Consider the following 19044-nt stretch of genomic DNA (forward strand, 5'->3'; position numbering starts at 1 on the left):
ACAAATGCTGAATGTGAATCGTTTAAAACGTACGTTTAATCATGACACAGCTGGGTTTCAAGATATTAATTTTTCTGTACAGGAAGGGGAAATCATTGGAATTCTAGGAACGAGTGGCTGTGGGAAAAGTACATTGCTTCGCGTGCTATCAGGACTTGATAAACAATATGAAGGGACGATTTCGATAGAGAATGGATCGAACAACCAGATCGGTATGATGTTTCAAGAACCTCGCCTTCTTCCATGGTTGTCTGTAAAGAAAAACATTTCATTCGGTTTGGAAAAAGAAAAAAGGAATACGGATAAATATAAAACGTATCTGGATCTAGTAGGATTAACGAATTTTGAGAACCATTACCCGAAAGACTTATCAGGGGGGATGGCACAGCGGACAGCAATAGCAAGAGCGCTTATCACTGAGCCTGAGATTCTATTATTAGACGAACCATTCAGTGCGTTAGATGCTTTTACAAAAATGCAGCTTCAAGATCTTCTATTATCCATATGGCAAAAAAAGAAAACGACGATGATTTTAGTAACTCACGATATTGATGAAGCACTTTATTTATGTGATCGAATCTTTATCTTAAAAGGGCAGCCAGGTGAAGTGTATAGCGAAGTTTCAGTGGAAAAACAAAAACCGAGAACCCGCGGAGACGCTTACCTCTCTAAACAAAAAGCACACATCTTAAATTTACTAAACGTTGAAAAGAAAGCAGCAGGTGAACAGAAATGACAAAACTAGCCACCATTCATCCAGTCGAAGGAAATCATAATATTTCAGAAGACCAAAGGGATACAGCATTTTCTTGGGAAACTTTTATTAAAGAATTCAATAGGCGAAGTGATGGTAAGACGAATATGGCGTATGAATGTGTAGACCGTCATGTTGAAGAAGGAAGAGGTGAGAAAACAGCTCTTCACTATATTGACGACTCACAGGATATTAAAATTCGTTATAACGAGTTAAAGAAAACGACTGATCAATGGGCGGCGGTTTTAAAAAAGCATGGTGTAAAGAAAGGAGATTTTGTATTCGTATTCTTGCCAAAACACCATCATTGTCATATCGCAATGTTAGCTGCTATTAAGTTAGGTGCGATCGTGGGTCCGTTATTTGAAGCATTCATGTCGGATGCTGTAAGAGACCGAATCAATGATTGTGAAGGAACGTTCTTAATTACAGATGAAGAGTTGTATAAGCGAGTACCAAGAGAAGATATTCCGAGTCTTCATACGGTTTTTTTAACAGATGCTGAAGGAGAAAACGGAGAAATCTCGCTTCCAAAAGAATTGAAGAATGTAGAGAACACTGAGAGTCAGATTGAGTGGGTAGATCCTGAACATGGTTTAAACATCCACTACACATCCGGTTCTACTGGAAAACCTAAAGGAATCATCCATGCTCATCGAGCGATGGTTCAGCAATATCTTACAGGCAGATGGGTGTTAGATATTCAAGAAGATGATGTGTATTGGTGCACGGCTCATCCTGGATGGGTGACAGGAACAGTGTATGGCGTTTTTGCACCATTATTAAACGGAGCCACCATTGTTGTTCACGGTGGGCGATTTAAAGCAGAAATCTGGTATGAAACCTTACAAAAAACAGGTGTCACAGTATGGTATAGTGCACCAACTGCGTTCCGCATGTTGATGGCAAAAGGAAATCAGCTTCCAGAACACTATGACCTTTCAAAGCTTCGTCATATTTTGAGTGTAGGCGAGCCATTAAATCCAGAGGTAATCTTTTGGGGTAAGAACGTACTTGGTAAACGAATTCATGATACATGGTGGATGACTGAAACTGGTGCGCAGCTTATCGTAAACCTTCCAACAGAGCCGATCAAGCCAGGTTCGATGGGAAAAGCTTTTCCTGGAATAACAGCAACTGTATTGGATGAAGAGGGAAAAGAATTGCCTCCGTACGCTGTAGGACATTTAGCGATCAAGGCCCCATGGCCAGCAATCATGAGAGAGGTTTGGCAGAACCCTGAAAAATATAATTCTTATTTTAGCTGGGGTGAATGGTATGTTTCTGGAGATTTAGCCATAAAAGACGAAGATGATTATATCTTTTTCCAAGGACGTTCAGATGACATGATTAATTCTTCAGGAGAACGAATCGGACCATTTGAAGTTGAAAGCAAGCTGATTGAACACAAAGCAGTGGCCGAAGCTGGAGTAATAGGCAAGCCTGACCCTATTCGCGGAGAAATCGTGAAAGCCTTCATCGTGTTAAAAGATGGATTTAGCGAGAGTAAAGAGCTTTTGGAAGAAATCCGAATCTTTGTTAGAGGTGAGTTAGCTGCACATGCTGCACCTCGTGAGATTGAAATCGTGGAAGAGCTCCCTAAAACAAAGATCAGCGGAAAAATATTGCGAAGAGAGCTGAAAGCCCGTGAGTTACAAAAACTTGCTTGAGACCACGAGAAAGATAGGGAAGATAAGAATCGGTGACTTTGCTTTAGAGTCAGGTAAGGTAATTCTAAATGCAGAACTAGCTTTTGAAAAAACGGGAAACCCAAAAGGTCCAGTTGTCTTACTTTGCCACGCGTTAACTGGAAATCAGTATGCATTTGGTGAAGAGGAAGATCCAGGATGGTGGCGTGGATTAATTGGTCCTGATCATTATATCGACACAAACCAATTTCAAGTCATCACATTTAATGTGCTCGGAGGATGCAGCGGTTCTACAGGTCCAGCAAGTACAAATCCTGAAACCGGAGAAATCTATGGAAAGTCATTTCCTTTTGTAACGGTAAGAGATATGGTTCGCGCACAGCGACAGGCACTTAGCATTTTAGGAATTCCAAGACTTCTAGCCGTCATGGGGGGATCTCTTGGCGGTATGCAGGCACTTGAATGGGCAGTGCAGTTTCCATACTTTTTAGAAAAAGTATTTATCTTTGCGGCAACTCCCTTCTTAAGTGATTATGGAGTTGCCTATAATAGACTCGCTCTTCACGCGATAGAAAGTGATCCTGTTTATAAGAGCGGCAATTATAAAAACGATGAGAAATTGATAGGTTTGGAGATCGCACGTATGGCGGGCTTATTAACGTACCGCCAGCCTAAATTATTTAACGAGAGATTCAATAGAGAGATCAAAGAAAAAGATGATGAAGGTAAACCGTTCTTTCAAGTAGATTCTTATCTTACGTATCAGGGGGAAAAGTTGACGAAAAGATTCGATGTGGATAGTTATGTTTCACTTCTATACGCTATGAACGCTTTTGATATTGGGGATAAGCTCGGTGGCTGGGAGCGGGCAGCATCACAAATTCAAGCTGAAGTTCATGCTTTTGGTTATGAAGGGGATCTTCTATATCCACCTGAAGTGATTGAGAATTTTGTAAAACATACTAGATTCGGAACCTACTATTCTATAGAAACAGACTTCGGTCATGATGGATTTTTAGTTGAATTTGAAAAGTGGGGACCACATGTGAGGGAAGCATTGAGACAAGAAGGGAGGCTGCAATATGGCACCTATTAAAGCGGCGCTGCTAGGTTTTGGAACAGTTGGCCAAGGTGTATATGAAGCGCTGAAAACACATAAAGAACAGCTTCAAGCCGTGCTCGGTCAAGAAGTTGTGATTGAAGGAATCTTAGTAAAAGATGGATCGAAAAAACGTGAAGTGGAAGATCATGTTTTAATTACTACTGACTTTAATGAAATCCTCAATATTGAAGGATTAGAGGTCGTGTTTGAAGCAATAGTGGGAGAAGAGCCTGGTTTTACTTACTTAAGCCGCGCTCTTGATAAAGGTTGTCATGTAATTACAGCTAACAAAGTCATGTTTGCGAGACATGGGAGAACATTGCTTGATAAGGCGGAAACACTGAATCGCTTTGTGGGATTTGAAGCGACAACTGCCGGGGGAACTCCGATTATTCGCAGCATCTCGCAGCTTCTTCAAGTAAATGAGATCCATACAGTTGAAGCTATATTAAACGGTACATCCAACTACATTTTAACGAATATGAGGGAAAAAGGTCTTCCCTTTCATGAAGTGTTAAAGTCTGCCCAAGAACTTGGGTATGCAGAAGCTGACCCGGCAAGTGATATAGAAGGTTATGATGCTTTTTATAAGTTAATGATTCTTAGCCAGTTGTCGTTTGGTGAGACGCCGAAATGGGAGGACGTAGAACGAAAAGGGATAACAGAAGTAACTGCTGAGCAAATCTCTGTGTTTAAAGACTGGGGATATAAGGTGAAGCATTTGGCGCGGATCCGCCGTGACAGCGACCAATTCATTTCATCTGTAAAACCAGTGTTGGTCGATGCTGATCATCCATTGTACGGAGTGGAAGATGTTCAAAATGCTATTATGGTGGACACGAGCCTAGCAGGAAAAGTTACGATCCAAGGAGCTGGTGCAGGAAAACTTCCAACAGCAAGCGCCATGGTGGAAGACTTGACTTATGTGCTTCAGCCTCGATCTTTAGTAAGAAAGAAAAATTCAGCTACTATTGCTGAAGAAGTAAGTAGTGAAGATACAAATACGACGCTTATTGGAGAATATGTTGTCATTGGCTCTTCTGTAGGATTTCATGGAACAGATGAAGTAGAGATCTTAAAGCAAGAAGTAGAAGGTGATCTTGTCTATTTGTTGGTCGAATGTCAGGTAAGTACAGCCCTTTTGTTAGAGGAAAATCCGGACCTTGTTGTTTATGAAGTAGCAGGAAAGGTGAGGAAGACAGAGGGAAGGGCTGAGCAAAAAGATTCGCTGCTAAAGAAAGTGATCAATTTATAGAATGAGAGAAGTTTGCTTCATCAAGTGTATTAGACGAACATTGCAGAGTGGCTCCTGCAATGTTTTTTAGTGTGTGGGTTTTGTAATGACGCGAGCATAAAAGTCTATGAGCGAGCATAAAAGTTTGTGACCGAGCATAAACCTCCGTGAACGAGCAAAAAGCACAAATCATACACAAAAATTAAATAAGCTGGATGAAAGGTCAACGAACAACTGCTTTCAACCAGCTTATTTTCTTATTTACTCCTATTACTCTTCATGATAATCCTCGTTTATTACCGTGAACTCATCAATCAACTCTCCATCAGAAGAAATAGTCGTAAATGTAATTTTGTCTTTGTTTACTTTTGCACGCATGGATACAGCGATGTTGTCCATATTTACAAACTCGAATTTTTCATCTGCTACAGCGTCATAATGTTTGTTGCCTGTTGTTCCAGCTACGACATAGACGGTTCCGTTTTCATCTTCATTTCCATCTTTCAATTTCTTTGTCCGGCCATAACTATGGTCGTGACCCGAGAAAACAAGGTCGATACCAAGTTCGTCAGCTACAGGAGGTATCTTTTCTTTCATGATCTCGTTACCGCCGAACGGGTTTGTATAATATGGTGGTTTGTGAGTCACAAGAATTTTCCAAGGTTTATCAGAACCTTTCATATCCTGTTTTAACCACTTAAGCTGTTGGTTCAGTACCTTTGCATCAGATGTGTATCCGAGGACAGCAATATGCAAGTTATTATAATCTACTGAATATGTTCCGCCTTTATCAACATTTGGTCCGTTATTTGGTAGATTGAAGATGGATTTTGCTAGAGACGCATCAGCATCTCCCATGTACTCGTGATTTCCAAGGGCAGTGACTAAATCAGTAGAACGAATCTTGTCATAACTGCTCAATACAGTTAACGAATCATCCCATTGATGAAATTTGGAGGATTCATCAATTAGATCGCCAACATGAACCATGAACGATAGATTTTCTTTGTCTAGATCTCCTAATATCTTGTTGAAATGAGACAGATCAGAGGGTGATTGCGTATCGCCTAGGACCGCAAACTCAAAGCTCTGTTTTCGCTTTAAAGTAGTAAATTCCATGAACTCTGACCAGTGCTCACCATCACCAACACGGTAAATATAAGTGGTACCTTGTTTTAGTTTCTGCAGCTTCACCTCATTTACACGGATTATTCCATTCTTAGTTAGGTCTAGTTCTCCAGAAAAGACTTGATCACTTCCCCTTGCTTTTTGAGTCTTTAGTGTAGAACTGCCCTTACGTTCAAAATCTTTCTTTTTAGCGTATTGAACAATTGCTGATTGTTTTCCAGCATGAGGACTAGACATCCAGGTTAAGCCTTTCATTTTATAAGGATTGCCAGTCGGAGTCGAGATAATATTCTTGAATTCAGTTTCAGTCGCAAGCGCTGGGTATGTTTGTGTATTGACCTTAAAGGAATATTTACCATCTTTTACTGCATATAACGTGATTTTCTTCACTTCATCTGAGAAAGAATCAACCATTATCTTTCCTTTACGATCAGTTTTCCCTAAGGAGACAGGATCTTGCTCACCAATATGCGCAAACAATTCAGCATTTACAACGGGCTCTTTGTTACTATCATTTACAAAAAGCTTTGTTGGTTCTCCAATTAATATTGGATCATGTGTCAAGCTGATTGCAGATTTAACAGGTATACGAACGGGCTTGATCGAAAAACTTGAAATGAAATTCTCTGCTTTTGGCTGACTATAAACTAGGTTTCCATTAATTATTTCATATTTTAGTTCGCTGTCTTCTTTTGTAGAAGCAGGAATATCTATCTGAATCGTTGCAGCATCTGCAGTTTCAGAAGTCTCACCACTATTGATTAGATTGAGAGTTAAGATACCAGTCTGTGAGTCGAAGTTTGTTGTGCTCGACTGAAAAGCTTCTGAAAATATTACATCTTTAACTGGAAATTCTTTATCCATCTGCATTCGAATAACAGCAGAAGTAATATCATCGAGCTGTGTCATTTTTACCTTGAGATTAAAGGGATCGCCTAAATAAGCTTCTTCTCGTGATTTGACTAGTTCAACCTTTGCGGATCCTGTAATTACTGAAAAATAACTGGTATGAACAGCTTGGTTTCCAAATTTATCAGGAACGATCAACGTTACTTTGTGTGTTCCATCAGCCCAACGATACCCACTTAATGAGATGGAACCATCCATGTCATAAGAAAAGTGACCTTCTGCATTTTCATAATTCTTACCATCTACGATCATACGGATCCTGTCCCAATCAATGCCTGTTTTAAACAAATCATCTTCATATTCGTTTACTCTTGCCGTAATGGTTACTTCATCTGTTGTGAAATTCTTGGCGTCCGTACTAACAGATTGAATGACAGGAGGGTAGAGGTCATCTACCTTTTCACCGTATACGGCACGTATGTTATCCACATAGATGGAACCTTTTGTCATTGGACCGGTAATACCGGATTTTGTAGACATCAAACGAATCGTTTGTGTTCCTGATAACTTGAACGGTCCTGTAAAAGAGGAGGGAATATCAGCTTCGATGTATTTCCAACCTGTCCAGTCGATTCCTGGATCTTCACTTGTCAGATTTATCGTCTGATTCTTACCGTTGCCATCCACGATCATCATTCTCAACCAATAGCCTTTTGCTTCAGGAGTTCCGTACACCCACATGCCTATACTTGAAGGAATACCGTCGATAGGAGTATGTGCTCCAGGTCCAGCATAAACACCGAGCGTCGTCCCTGTTTGAGCACTTAAAAAATCAAAATCAAGTTTGAGCGACTGGTTGTCAAAACGGACTTGGTCTGGGAATTCAGAAAGTGCTAGCGTTCCATTTTCTCCACGACCGGCAGTGGATGTTTTCCAACTGCCTAATGTATCCTCAAAATTATGAAGAACGATAGGAAGCTGTCCAACCGCTACATTTATCTGTGCTTCAAGAGAGGTTCCGTTTAGTCGAGCCGTGATTGTTCCTTTTACGTTTTGATCTCCAGTATGAAGTATGCCTCTTTCATCAATAGTTCCCATACCATCAGGGATCTCAAATGTAATGTCTTGCGTGTTCCATTTTACATTCCTTTTTTCGAAACTGGTGATGAGATTAATCTCTGCTTGGCTGTTTTTAGCAACTGTCAATTCAGAAGATGTAAAGTGCATTTCGTTAGGTGTTTCAATCTCAATAATACTCTTGCCAACTTCATGACCATCATGCTTTAAAAGAACGTGAAACTGTCCAGTTTTTCCACTCGATACAAAAATACCTTCATTATTGATGGTTCCATAAGAAGGTTCAGACACTTCCCACGTTAAACCTGAATTTGGGAGTGGGGCAGATGCTTTAGACTTGTCCATTCCTTTTGCGTCAAAATGAATCGTTGAGCCAGGAGTGAACGATATGTCGTATGGATCGATGTGCGCGGAATGGAAGACATGATCAGAAGGCTCTTTTGTAACAACAAGCCAAGAGTTGGCAACACTTCTTTCATTTCTGTCAGAAGGCTGATTGTCTACTTCTAATACATCATCACCTCGTTTACGAGTCGTAAAAGTAGAGGAGCCGCCTCCGTCGAGGTTAAGAGCGTGAACAGCACCATGATCAAGCATTAATTGAGCTAGATCTTTCATTGAAATACCTGCTGAATAAGGTTCTTGTCTCCCGTCGATTACAACAAAGAAAACATCACCGTCTTCTTTAATGCCAACTGCAGTTCGAGGCTCTTTATCCTGACCTGTTTGAGGAGTTTGATAGATTTGACTATTCCTGACGAGGATGGCGTTACCGCCGAGAGCCTCTTGAAGGTCTGTTTTAATTGATTCATAATCTGAGGGATTACCGATAACAGCACTACCATCCTTCTTTATGCCGAAAAAGTTCCACGATCGTCCGCTTGTCCCTTTTATTGGGCGCCCTTCTTTATAAACAACGCCATGAGGTTCACCTGTTGCCATGTTATAAAAATCAGCGTTTACGGCTGCAACCACTTGGTGGTTTTCTCCATTGGCCGCGTTCGCTTGTGCTCTCACAGGCTGTAAGCCAAATGAATCTCCATCATTAGGCGTCCCGGCTTCAATGGAAACGTTTGGATTATGTACATCGACTTCTACTACGTAACTCTCAATCTTCTTTCCTTCTTTGCTTTCAAAGCTGTAATGCTTTTCTTCTACACCAGGTGCGAGGTTTGCCCGGTACTCATTAATGGAGGTTTGTACAACTTCAGAAACGAGATCGAACTCACCTAAAGCAGAGGTGATAATGGGTGTTAATGTACTGCTCACGAGACTCAGGGCAAGGGCAGAGGTTAATAGATTTTTCCAATTAATTTTCATCTTTTCCTCCTGTAAACATTATTTTTGATACAAGGGTTTTGGTGTACAGGTTTACAATAATGGAAAAATATTAATTTAATGTTAGTATTTTGTAATATGTGTTTATAGTTATACTAGAAAACTAAAGTAGTTGTTACAATAGGGCAAAAGTTCTCTTGTAGCCATACATATAAAGACCTGCACTCAGACGAGCGCAGGTCTTTTCTCTCTCTAGTTTTCTCTCTCTAGGTTCTCTCTCTCTGTTATCATACGAGGGGTTGTTAAAGCAAAAGGTTTTCATGCAATTGATCACTTTGGGTGAATCAAGGACTCATTTCCTCTAAAGGAAATGAACTGATTAGCACCAGCCGTGTCCGCCGCCGTAACCACCGCACCAACAACACCCAACGATGATTAACAAGATAAATAGAACTACGATTAAAGCGAAGCTGTTTCCGTAAGACTTATATCCCATTTAACCCACCTCCTTCTTTACAATGACAGAATATTAGAGGTACAAGTTAAAGGTTTGGGCGGAATTAGCCCATTTTTTCGGGACAAGAGCGGAATCCTTATTTTATAAAGTAATGCATTTACCAAAATGTGGTTTCATGTATAATTACACTAAAACCTACCAAGATTATTGACTTTTATGAACAAAACCATATTTGGAGCTGATAACATGTACGGTGTAATTGCTTATTTAAACAGTGAAACTGAAACAAAGATAAATGAACTTAGGGATGGACTAATAAAAGAAGGAATCGTTGGTCATGGTATGCGGCCACATGTAACTCTTGGTACACATCCAGAAGTAGATATTGAATCGTTTAAGATATCTTTTCAAAATTATTTTAAAGACATTGCTGCTGTACCTCTATTCTTCCCATCTCTAGCCATTTTCTTAAACAGCGGAACACTATATGCAGCACCGACTAAAAACAGTGTGCTGACAGATTTTCATCAGCGTTATCATGACCACTTTAAAAAAGAGATAAACCAACAATCTTTATATATCCCAACTCATTGGGTGCCGCATTGCACGCTCGTAATGGACTTATCACATGAAGACTTAATTAAAGCGTTTGATTATTCGGCAAGGAACCTAGAGCCTTTTCCTGCTACGATTGATAGTGTCGCACTTATACAACTAACGTATGAAGCTGATATATGCATTGATGTGAAGGATATTCTGACTGTGAAATTAAAAAAAGAAGACGTGAATTGATATCGGATGACGTTTGAAAGTTGATGCTGTATGGTTATACATATACTAGTCATACAGAAAGGAATTATCGTACATGTGGAACGAATTTAAAACATTTATCATGCGTGGCAACGTGATCGATCTCGCCATCGGCGTAATTATCGGGGCAGCGTTCAGCAAGATCGTCACTTCACTTGTTGATGATGTCATCATGCCTCCGATTGGTCTGTTACTTGGAAAAGTAGATTTCAGCAACCTCTACATAAATTTAGGAAAAGGTGACTATGCCACATTAGCAGATGCGCAAAAGGCGGGAGCCGCAACACTTAATTATGGATTGTTCATTAACACGCTGATCAACTTCTGTATCATTGCATTGGTTATATTCCTGGTAGTAAAGCAGATTAATCGTCTTAAGAGAAAAGAAGAAGTAAAAGCGCCAGATACAAAAGAATGCAGATATTGTTTATCTACAATTCCGCTGAGAGCCGTTAAATGCCAAAGCTGTACGGCAGATTTAAACGATGATGCTGTAGTGAGACAGTCCTCTGAATAAGGGGGCTGTCTTTTATTGTAGGAAAAGTTTATAGAAGCAGTTGTGCTACAATTATTACATAAAAACAAGTGAAAACTAGAGGTAGGTGAAACCATGCCTGAAGTGGTTAAAATCTCTGTACGGTCCTTAGTCGAATATGTATACCGTTCCGGAAGTATTGAATCCGGATTTAAATCAACGTCATCCTTAATAGAAGGAACGAAGGCACATCAAACCATACAAAAAACGTATGAAGAGACCGATAAGGCAGAAGTATTTCTGCAAACGAGCTATCTTCATAAAAACCTTGAATATTTGATAGAAGGCAGATGTGACGGTCTTCTTTTGCGTAATGATATAGTCACGATCGATGAGATCAAATCAACTGCTCGGAATTTAAGTGAGATTACAAGAGATTCCTACCCCGTTCACTGGGCTCAAGCAAAGGTTTATGCCTACATATACATGGAAAGAGAAAATATTGACAAAGTTACGGTCCAGCTGACCTATGTACATATTGATTCTAGTGAGCAGAAGAAATTTCAGGAAGATGTTACTTTTACTGAGCTAGAGAATTTCATGTCTCAACTAATAAAAACGTATGCACCATTCGCTGAATTGCGTCTCGAAAATCAGCAAAAAAAGAACAACAGTATACGAGAGCTAGCTTTTCCATTTCCATCATACCGGAATGGTCAACGTAACTTTGCTGGTGCTATCTATAAAACGATTATGGATAAGAAAACTCTATTTGCGAATGCTCCAACTGGTACAGGAAAAACCATTTCGACTCTTTTTCCAGCCGTCAAAGCGATCGGAGAAGAAAAAGCAGAAAAGATTTTTTATTTAACAGCTAAAACACTCAATCGAAAAAACGCAGAAGAAGCACTTTTGTTAATGAAAGAAAAGGGATTGTTTCTGCAAAGCACGACCATCACGGCTAAAGACAAAGTTTGCTTTAAAGAAGAAACTCGGTGCGAACCCTCGTATTGTGAGTTTGCCGATGGATATTTTGACAGGATAAATGGAGCAGTACTTGATATCTTGAAAAATGAGACCGTGATGGATCGAGCAGTAATCTCAGATTATGCACAGAAACACAAAGTATGTCCGTTTGAATTCTCTGTTGATCTTGCGTATGCTTCAGACAGCGTAATCTGTGATTATAATTATGTATTTGATCCTAGAGTCTCGTTCAAACGTTTGTTTGAAGAACAAAAAAAGCGGACGGTTCTGCTTATGGATGAGGCGCACAATCTAGTGGACAGAGCTCGCGGAATGTATTCTGCAGAGATTATGAAATCTTCATTTTTACAACTTGCGCGTAATTATAAGGGAAAACATGACGGGGTCTGGAATACGGCAAAAGCCGTTAACCAGGAACTTCTTTTGATAAAAAAAGAACATGATGATAAAGATGTTGCTGTCATAGAATTGCAGGAAAAACTACTTGTGAGTTTAGAAGCTTTCTTAATACAGGCAGAGCAGCTATTAGCCAGTGGTGATAACAGCGAACAACTATTAGAGACTTTTTTTGAAGCGCTGCAATGGGTCAAGATTTCACAATTTTACGATGAACGTTTCGTTACGTTCATCTCGACGTTTAAAAGTGAGGTCAAAGTCCGGCTATTTTGTATGGATCCTTCACAGCTGCTTTTTCAGACTGGTAAGAAATATGGTTCACGCATTTATTTTTCAGCAACACTCTCACCACTATCGTATTTTCAAGAAATGCTCGGAGGAGAGAAAGACGATTACATCATTCGGATGCCGTCTCCTTATGAAAAAGAGCAGCTAGATGTATTCGTGCAGCCTCTTTCTACCCGCTTTAGAGATCGGGAAAAAACGATAGATCCTATTGTGTGTATGATCAAAGACTTGGTCGTGAACAGACCAGGCAACTATCTTGTTTTCTTTCCATCGTATCGGTATATGACAGATATATATGAACGAATGTTAGAAGTCGATCCAGACTTTTCGCTCATCGTTCAACATCCTGCTATGAAGGAAGAAGAGCGAGAGACATTTTTAGCTCATTATGACTCTGTAGGTGAGAAATCGCTTGTCGGGCTCGCTGTCATGGGTGGCATCTTTTCTGAAGGAATTGATTTAAAAGGAGATAAACTTACTGGTGCTGTAATCATTGGTGTTGGATTGCCTCAAGTAGGATTAGAGCGTGATACGATGAAGGATTATTTTCAGCGTGCAGGCAAGAATGGTTACGACTTCGCGTACGTGTATCCTGGAATGAATAAAGTACTGCAGGCAGGAGGGCGTGTTATCCGATCAGAAGAAGATCAGGGAACGCTCGTTTTAGTAGATGATCGCTTTCTAACAAGGAAGTATGTAGAGATGCTGCCTGAAGAGTGGCGCGATTTTGTGGTGTTGGATCGGTCGTTTATGTAACGTTGTGTTTTGTGAGTTTGTCGAAAAGCTTATAAAAGATTTTGAGGGCCCATAAAGTAATTTGAAGGCCTAGAAATAGATTTGAAGGACCATAAAATTGGCTGAAGGCCTATAAAATGAAAACTAGGGCCTAGAAACGAGTCACGATAACTATCACACACTTCTTAAGCCATTAAGAAACACTTGGAGACGGAGCTCCAAGTGTTTTTCTTTATTTCCTAAACAACCCTGCATTTAAAAATGGCAAACCGAATGTATCTGCTGGCTGCGTTATTTCCTTCATTTTGCGTAATTCAACCTCTTCAAATTCAAAGAAGACCTCCCGCATCCGCTCAAACGTGTACCCTAATCCTCCTTGCATCGAGCGATCTTTGTACACGTCCATGTCAGGTATATCTAATCCCATGCCCACAGCATCAAAGCACGTAATAGCAAAATGTCCGCCTTCTTTTAAACCGTTGTTTAAAAGGTTCAAATAACTGACACGACGATGGGGAGGCACATGATGGAAGCAGCCGGAATCATAGATGAGATCATACTCTTTGTGTGGTAGGTTAATCTCAAAGATATTTCCTTGCATAAATTTCACTTCAACGCCTTTTTCAACAGCACGTTCACGAGCCCAATCTAGTCCTTCGCTTGAGAGGTCTACAGCATCTACTTCAAACCCGAGTTGAGCTAAGAAGATTGCATTTCGACCAGGACCACATCCAAGTTCTAACACGCGGCCAGGCTGAATCATGCCACGTTCCACGTAGTTCACAAGATTTTCATCTGGAGCGTCAATGAAAAAAGGAATCCTTTTATTTCGATCTTCATAAAAAGAGTTCCAGAACGCGCCTTCATCACGTAAAAGAGAATCTAGCATATTAAAAACATGTTCATTTTTTGTAATCAAATTTGTCAAATGATCTTCCGCCTTTCTCATTCAAAATGAGTATCTGACTGACTGAGCTATTTACCTCTATTTTACCAAAAAATAGGCTATAATAGGGGTGTTTAAGATAAATAAAGTGAGGTGAAACAATGGATAAAATAGCGGTTACAGAAGGTTTAGTTCTTATGAAAGCTGGTCCAGAAGACGTGAAAGGAATAGCCAGAGTTTGCTCAGAAGGATGGCGTGCAACATATGGATACCTAGAAGATGAAGCGTATGTGAACAGAGTCATCGAAGAATATTATAACGAGAAAAGAATTGAAAAAGAAGTGACCGAGTTCACCGAAGGTTGGCACGGATATTTCGTAGCAAAAGAGGATGGGGAAGTAGTAGGTGCAATCGGCGGTGGAACGATTGGTGAAGAAACAGGTGAGATCTTTGTGTTCTATATGGATCCGAACAAGCGAAACAGGGGAATTGGAACGAAACTGTTAAACTATTACACAGACTATCAGAAGAATTTAGGTATTAAAGAACAATGGCTATCTGCGCAAAAAGATAACGAAAAAGCGATTCCTTTTTATGAAGCAAAAGGGTTTGTAAAACAGTCAGAAAAGAGGAGTGAAGGAAGCGGAAAACACCTGTCTATTCGATATATGCGAGAAATTTAAGAGCCCCTCAAGCAGAGGAGCTTTTTTTGAACAGATTTTTAAGCTAGCACTCTTTTCCTATCTTGAGCTTCAAACAATTTAAGCAAGCAAATAATCTCTTAAAACAACGCTATAATTAGTCTACGATTGCTTTCTTACGTAAAAGCAAGGATTGAAAGTTCATACCTATACCTCGTCCAGCTTCTGTTACAACGTGAAAATCTTGTACGTCGAAAAGAGGAGCAACCACATCAAGTAAATCTTCATCTGTATAAAAGGAGAAGAATCGCTTTGGAATATATGAATCTTCTTGCCACACTCCCTCAGAATCTTTACCGCCGTAAACGCCCATGTAGAATAAACCATCCTCTGATAATACGGTATGAATGTTTTTAAGAACAGCAGGCAGGCTTACCTTTGGAACGTGAAGAAGCGTATTCATCGCCCATACCGCATCAAAAGATTCATCATCAAAATGTAGTTTGTAATAATCCATCACTTCTGCTTTTAAACCTTTTGCACGGCACGTTTCTACCATGTTAGGAGAGAGATCGATACATGTTACATCCAAGTGATGTTGAGATAAGTATTTCCCATGTTGACCTGATCCAGCTCCAAGATCAAGAACAGTATGTTGATCATTTTTTTGACTAGATGTAAGAGCGGCAACAAACGCATTTAATTCGTCAATTTTCCAATTCTGAATCTCTGATCGATCACGTGAATCAGCTTGCTCGTTATAGCTTGCTTTCAGACTTTCTTTTAATAAAAGATCCATGGTGTTCTCTCCCTTATCCTTATCTGAAAATCAATTCTCTAAGCAACAATGTATTTATTATAGCGAAAGGTAAGAGTTAGGTAAATTTCAAAATGAAAGAATATTCTGCAAAGGAAAGCCCTTACATCCCTCCCAGTCCTTACACAATCTATTGTCTAGTAAAAAAGTAGTGTTCTATATGACCCCTTGAAACCGAATGATAGAGACGGTAGAATGTGAAGAAATTTATATTTTTCTGAAAATTCATAACAAAGGGAGGATATCCATGTCACGTTCAGCGCTAAAAGCAGTACCTTCACCAAATACACCAGCTCCTGAGAACAGCAAAAAAAATATCTTTAATCGACTGTTGGACTGGGTAGAGAAAAACGGAAATAAGCTTCCGGATGTTCTTACTTTGTTTGTCATCATTACGGCTGTTATCTTGCTAGGTTCATTCATAGCTGGAGTAGCTGGATGGAGTGCAGTGAATCCAGCTAATAATGAAAAAATTACAGCAGTCAACCTTCTGAACGAAGATGGAATCATAAGGATGCTGAGTGAGCTAGTTAGTAACTTTGTGAATTTCCCGCCGCTGGGCCTTGTGCTCGTCGTTATGCTAGGAGTAGGGCTGGCGGAATCAACAGGTTTAATCTCAGCTTTCATGCGAAGGGTTGTATTAGCCTCACCAAAAGCACTCATCTTACCGATCATCATTTTTATAGGAATCGTTGGAAATGCAGCGGCTGATGCCGCTTTAATCGTACTCCCGCCTGTAGCAGCAATGGTGTTTCTCACTCTTGGACGTCATCCGATCGCTGGACTTGCAGCAGCGTATGCAGCAGTTGCTGGTGGATTTAGTGCAAATATCATCATTAGTATGCTCGATGTAATGCTTGCTGGTTTCACAGAGTCAGCAGCTCATCTTCAAGATAAATCGTATACAGCAAATCCTGCTATGAATTACTACTTCATGCTGGCCTCAACTTTTGTGCTAGTACCTGTTGCTGTTTGGGTAACGACAAAGATTGTAGAACCAAGACTAGGGGATTACCAAATTCCTGATGATCTTGAAGTGAAGAAACAAGCCTTAACTTCTGAAGAGAAAAGAGGCTTAAAGTGGGCAACGATCTCCCTATTCATCTATACAACGATCATTCTGCTGGTAACGGTTCCCGAAGGTGCTATGCTTCGCCATCCGAAAACAGGAGAACTGATCGATTCTCCGTTTATGGATTCATTGGTTCCGATCATGCTTCTATTTTTCTTGATTCCAGCAATGGCTTATGGATTCGGTTCTAAGGTCTTGAAAAATGATAAAGACGTAGCCGAACATTTAACAAAAGCGATGAGCGGCATGGGGTACTATATCGTACTTGCTTTTATTGCAGCTCAGATGATTGCTTATTTTAGCTGGAGCAATTTAGGTTCGATCATTGCAATAACAGGTGCAGACTTTCTAAAAGAATCAGGGTTTACGGGACTTCCGTTATTGCTCACATTTATCCTTTTTACAGCTCTTGTAAACTTACTCATAGCTAGTTCTTCAGCAAAATGGGCCATTTTAGGACCTGTATTTGTCCCGATGTTTATGGCTTTAGGTTATAGTCCAGCTTTTACCCAGATGGCATATCGAATTGGTGACTCGATCACCAATACGATAACTCCAATGCTTGCATACTTTGCCATCTTGCTAACTTTTGCGAAAAAGTTTGATAAGAATATGGGAATGGGAACTTTGATTTCCTCATTACTTCCTTATACGATCGCTTATACGATTTTTTGGTGTGTTTTATTTGCTGTCTGGTATGTGCTAGGACTTCCATTAGGTCCTGGCGAATATATAAAAATGTAGATTATAAGAGGAGTGAGCAGGAATGGAACAATTATTTAGCCGTTTGGCAAACTATCAAGATGAAATGGTGGAGATTCGGCGACATCTTCACCAAAATCCTGAACTGTCATTTGAAGAAGTCGAAACACCAGCCTTTATCGCTTCGTATCATGAAAAATTAGGATTAGATGTGCGCACGGGAGTCGGTGGGCGAGGAGTAGTCGCTACATTAAAAGGTGGAAAACCGGGAAAGACAGTTGCACTTCGAGCAGATTTTGATGCACTTCCGATTCAAGAAGAAAATGAATCTCCATACAAATCCAAAGTGCCTGGTGTTATGCATGCTTGTGGACATGACGGCCACACAGCGTCATTACTCGTACTCGCAAAAGTTTTAGCGGAGCTGAAGAACGAAGTTGAAGGAACAATCGTGTTCATTCATCAGCATGCTGAGGAGCTCGCTCCAGGTGGAGCTATTGCAATGATTGAAGATGGCTGTCTAGATGGTGTGGATGTTATCTACGGAACACATCTTTGGGCAACGATGCCAACAGGAACAATTGGTTATCGAACAGGGCCAGTTATGGCAGCAGCCGATTCGTTCACAATAAAAGTACAAGGTAAAGGTGGCCATGGCGCTCAGCCTCATAAAACAAAAGACAGCATCGTTATTGGTGCACAACTTGTTTCAAATCTTCAACAAATTGTGAGCCGCCGAGTTAATCCATTGGACGCTGCAGTCGTTTCAGTTGGTGCTTTTGAAGCAAAAAATGCATTTAATGTGATCGCGGATACGGCAAAATTAACAGGAACGGTTCGCACATTTAAAGAAGAAGTACGAGTGGCCATCGAGCAGGAGATCGATCGCATCGCAAAAGGAACGTGTCTTGCATCTGATGCTTCCTATGAATATGTATTTAAACGAGGATATCCGGCAGTTGTTAACCATAAAGGCGACACGGAGTTCATAGTGGATGTAGCGAGAAAAGTTCCAGGTGTTATGGAACTCGAAGAAATCGAACCGCAAATGGGTGGGGAAGATTATTCATATTACTTAGAAAGAGTTCCGGGCACGTTCTTTTTTACCGGTGCTCTTGACGAAGTGTGGGAAGAAGTATATCCGCACCATCACCCAAAATTTAGGATTAATGAAGATGCTTTATTAATAGCAGCAAATTTACTTGGGGCTGCAACACTTACTTATCTAAAACAAAATGCTTTAACAAAAGTTTTAAGCTAATTAATAAAAGCATGAAAAAGCTCCCTTACGAGAGGGAGCTTTTTTTATATTCAAGAATTATTCCCAACAGCTGTCAGGAGCGCTTCCGGATCCACCTGTTCCATTTTCACCGGAATCATTTCCATTAGATTGCTTGCACTTCTTAGAAGATTTCTTAGACTTTACAGCAGGACCCTTTTTAGACTTCTTGCGTTTAAGACCATCACCTAAAAGAGATCGTAACGCTTCAACAGTACCAGCTTCAGCACCGTTTTCAGCGGTTACTTCAGCTTCAGTCTCTGTGCCGTTTGCATCTAAGGAATTAAAAGCTTCCAAAAGTTCTTTTCTTTTTTTACCCAATCGTATCACCCCCACTATTACTATATGAAATGCGTAAAAGAGTGCTTGTACGAATCACCATTTTTAAGATGAAGAAGCGTCTAAATTCTTTCGATATTGAAAAATCT

At 40.2% G+C, this 19044-nt stretch carries 15 protein-coding genes; 10 read left to right on the top strand and 5 right to left on the bottom strand.

Features of this window, described 5'->3' with window-relative positions; genetic code table 11:
- Positions 1 to 4 precede the first annotated feature (4 nt).
- From IHV09_RS01605 to IHV09_RS01620, 4 genes are read left to right on the top strand one after another with little or no spacing between them, the layout of a single operon-like run.
- Positions 5 to 736 (top strand): ABC transporter ATP-binding protein, encoded by a 732-nt coding sequence (locus tag IHV09_RS01605; RefSeq protein ID WP_197263449.1) that lies wholly within the window; start codon positions 5 to 7, stop codon positions 734 to 736.
- Positions 733 to 2424 carry an acetate--CoA ligase gene (gene acsA / locus IHV09_RS01610; protein WP_197263450.1) on the top strand — a complete coding sequence of 564 codons (1692 nt, stop codon included), beginning with the start codon at positions 733 to 735 and terminating at the stop codon, positions 2422 to 2424. The genes IHV09_RS01605 and acsA overlap by 4 nt, the downstream gene beginning before the upstream one ends.
- A complete protein-coding gene (gene metX / locus IHV09_RS01615) occupies positions 2417 to 3499 on the top strand; it encodes a homoserine O-acetyltransferase MetX (protein ID WP_197263451.1) in 1083 nt (360 codons plus the stop codon). The genes acsA and metX overlap by 8 nt, the downstream gene beginning before the upstream one ends.
- Positions 3486 to 4760 carry a homoserine dehydrogenase gene (locus IHV09_RS01620; RefSeq protein ID WP_197263452.1) on the top strand — a complete coding sequence of 425 codons (1275 nt, stop codon included), beginning with the start codon at positions 3486 to 3488 and terminating at the stop codon, positions 4758 to 4760. The genes metX and IHV09_RS01620 overlap by 14 nt, the downstream gene beginning before the upstream one ends.
- 249 nt (positions 4761 to 5009) lie before the next feature.
- On the opposite strand, the gene IHV09_RS01625 is transcribed toward IHV09_RS01620, so the two are convergent.
- Both IHV09_RS01625 and IHV09_RS01630 read right to left on the bottom strand, forming a co-directional pair.
- Positions 5010 to 9113 (bottom strand): phosphodiester glycosidase family protein, encoded by a 4104-nt coding sequence (locus IHV09_RS01625; RefSeq protein ID WP_197263453.1) that lies wholly within the window; start codon positions 9111 to 9113, stop codon positions 5010 to 5012.
- 337 nt (positions 9114 to 9450) lie between these two features.
- Positions 9451 to 9567, bottom strand: a complete 117-nt coding sequence (locus IHV09_RS01630; protein ID WP_197127025.1) for a YjcZ family sporulation protein — start codon at positions 9565 to 9567, stop codon at positions 9451 to 9453.
- Between the two features lie 207 nt (positions 9568 to 9774).
- Here IHV09_RS01630 and IHV09_RS01635 point away from each other — a divergent pair, with 207 nt between their 5' ends.
- The 3 genes from IHV09_RS01635 (at position 9775) to IHV09_RS01645 (ending at position 13240) form a co-directional block, all read left to right on the top strand.
- Positions 9775 to 10320 (top strand): 2'-5' RNA ligase family protein, encoded by a 546-nt coding sequence (locus IHV09_RS01635; protein ID WP_197263454.1) that lies wholly within the window; start codon positions 9775 to 9777, stop codon positions 10318 to 10320.
- Between the two features lie 73 nt (positions 10321 to 10393).
- Positions 10394 to 10855: a large conductance mechanosensitive channel protein MscL gene (gene mscL, locus IHV09_RS01640; RefSeq protein WP_197263455.1), complete on the top strand. Its 462-nt coding sequence runs from the start codon at positions 10394 to 10396 to the stop codon at positions 10853 to 10855.
- A gap of 93 nt (positions 10856 to 10948) precedes the next feature.
- Entirely contained in the window at positions 10949 to 13240 is a 2292-nt protein-coding gene (locus IHV09_RS01645; RefSeq protein WP_197263456.1) for a helicase C-terminal domain-containing protein, read from the top strand.
- 211 nt (positions 13241 to 13451) lie between these two features.
- Here IHV09_RS01645 and IHV09_RS01650 read toward each other — a convergent pair whose 3' ends face one another.
- A complete protein-coding gene (locus IHV09_RS01650; RefSeq protein WP_231618100.1) occupies positions 13452 to 14147 on the bottom strand; it encodes a class I SAM-dependent methyltransferase in 696 nt (231 codons plus the stop codon).
- A 119-nt stretch (positions 14148 to 14266) separates the two neighbouring features.
- Here IHV09_RS01650 and IHV09_RS01655 point away from each other — a divergent pair, with 119 nt between their 5' ends.
- A complete protein-coding gene (locus IHV09_RS01655) occupies positions 14267 to 14788 on the top strand; it encodes a GNAT family N-acetyltransferase (protein WP_231618101.1) in 522 nt (173 codons plus the stop codon).
- 115 nt (positions 14789 to 14903) lie between these two features.
- Here IHV09_RS01655 and IHV09_RS01660 read toward each other — a convergent pair whose 3' ends face one another.
- A complete protein-coding gene (locus IHV09_RS01660; protein ID WP_197263458.1) occupies positions 14904 to 15545 on the bottom strand; it encodes a class I SAM-dependent methyltransferase in 642 nt (213 codons plus the stop codon).
- A gap of 265 nt (positions 15546 to 15810) precedes the next feature.
- On the opposite strand from IHV09_RS01660, the gene IHV09_RS01665 reads away from it, so the two are divergent.
- Both IHV09_RS01665 and IHV09_RS01670 read left to right on the top strand, forming a co-directional pair.
- Positions 15811 to 17379, top strand: coding sequence for an AbgT family transporter (locus IHV09_RS01665; protein WP_197263459.1), 1569 nt, complete (start codon positions 15811 to 15813; stop codon positions 17377 to 17379).
- 22 nt (positions 17380 to 17401) lie between these two features.
- Positions 17402 to 18598, top strand: a complete 1197-nt coding sequence (locus tag IHV09_RS01670) for a M20 family metallopeptidase (protein ID WP_197263460.1) — start codon at positions 17402 to 17404, stop codon at positions 18596 to 18598.
- 57 nt (positions 18599 to 18655) lie between these two features.
- On the opposite strand, the gene IHV09_RS01675 is transcribed toward IHV09_RS01670, so the two are convergent.
- Entirely contained in the window at positions 18656 to 18937 is a 282-nt protein-coding gene (locus tag IHV09_RS01675; protein ID WP_197127032.1) for a hypothetical protein, read from the bottom strand.
- Between the last annotated feature and the right edge of the window lie 107 nt (positions 18938 to 19044).

The organism is Fictibacillus sp. 23RED33, assembly GCF_015903925.1.
In the GTDB taxonomy this organism is placed as follows: Bacteria; Bacillota; Bacilli; order Bacillales; family Fictibacillaceae; genus Fictibacillus; species Fictibacillus phosphorivorans.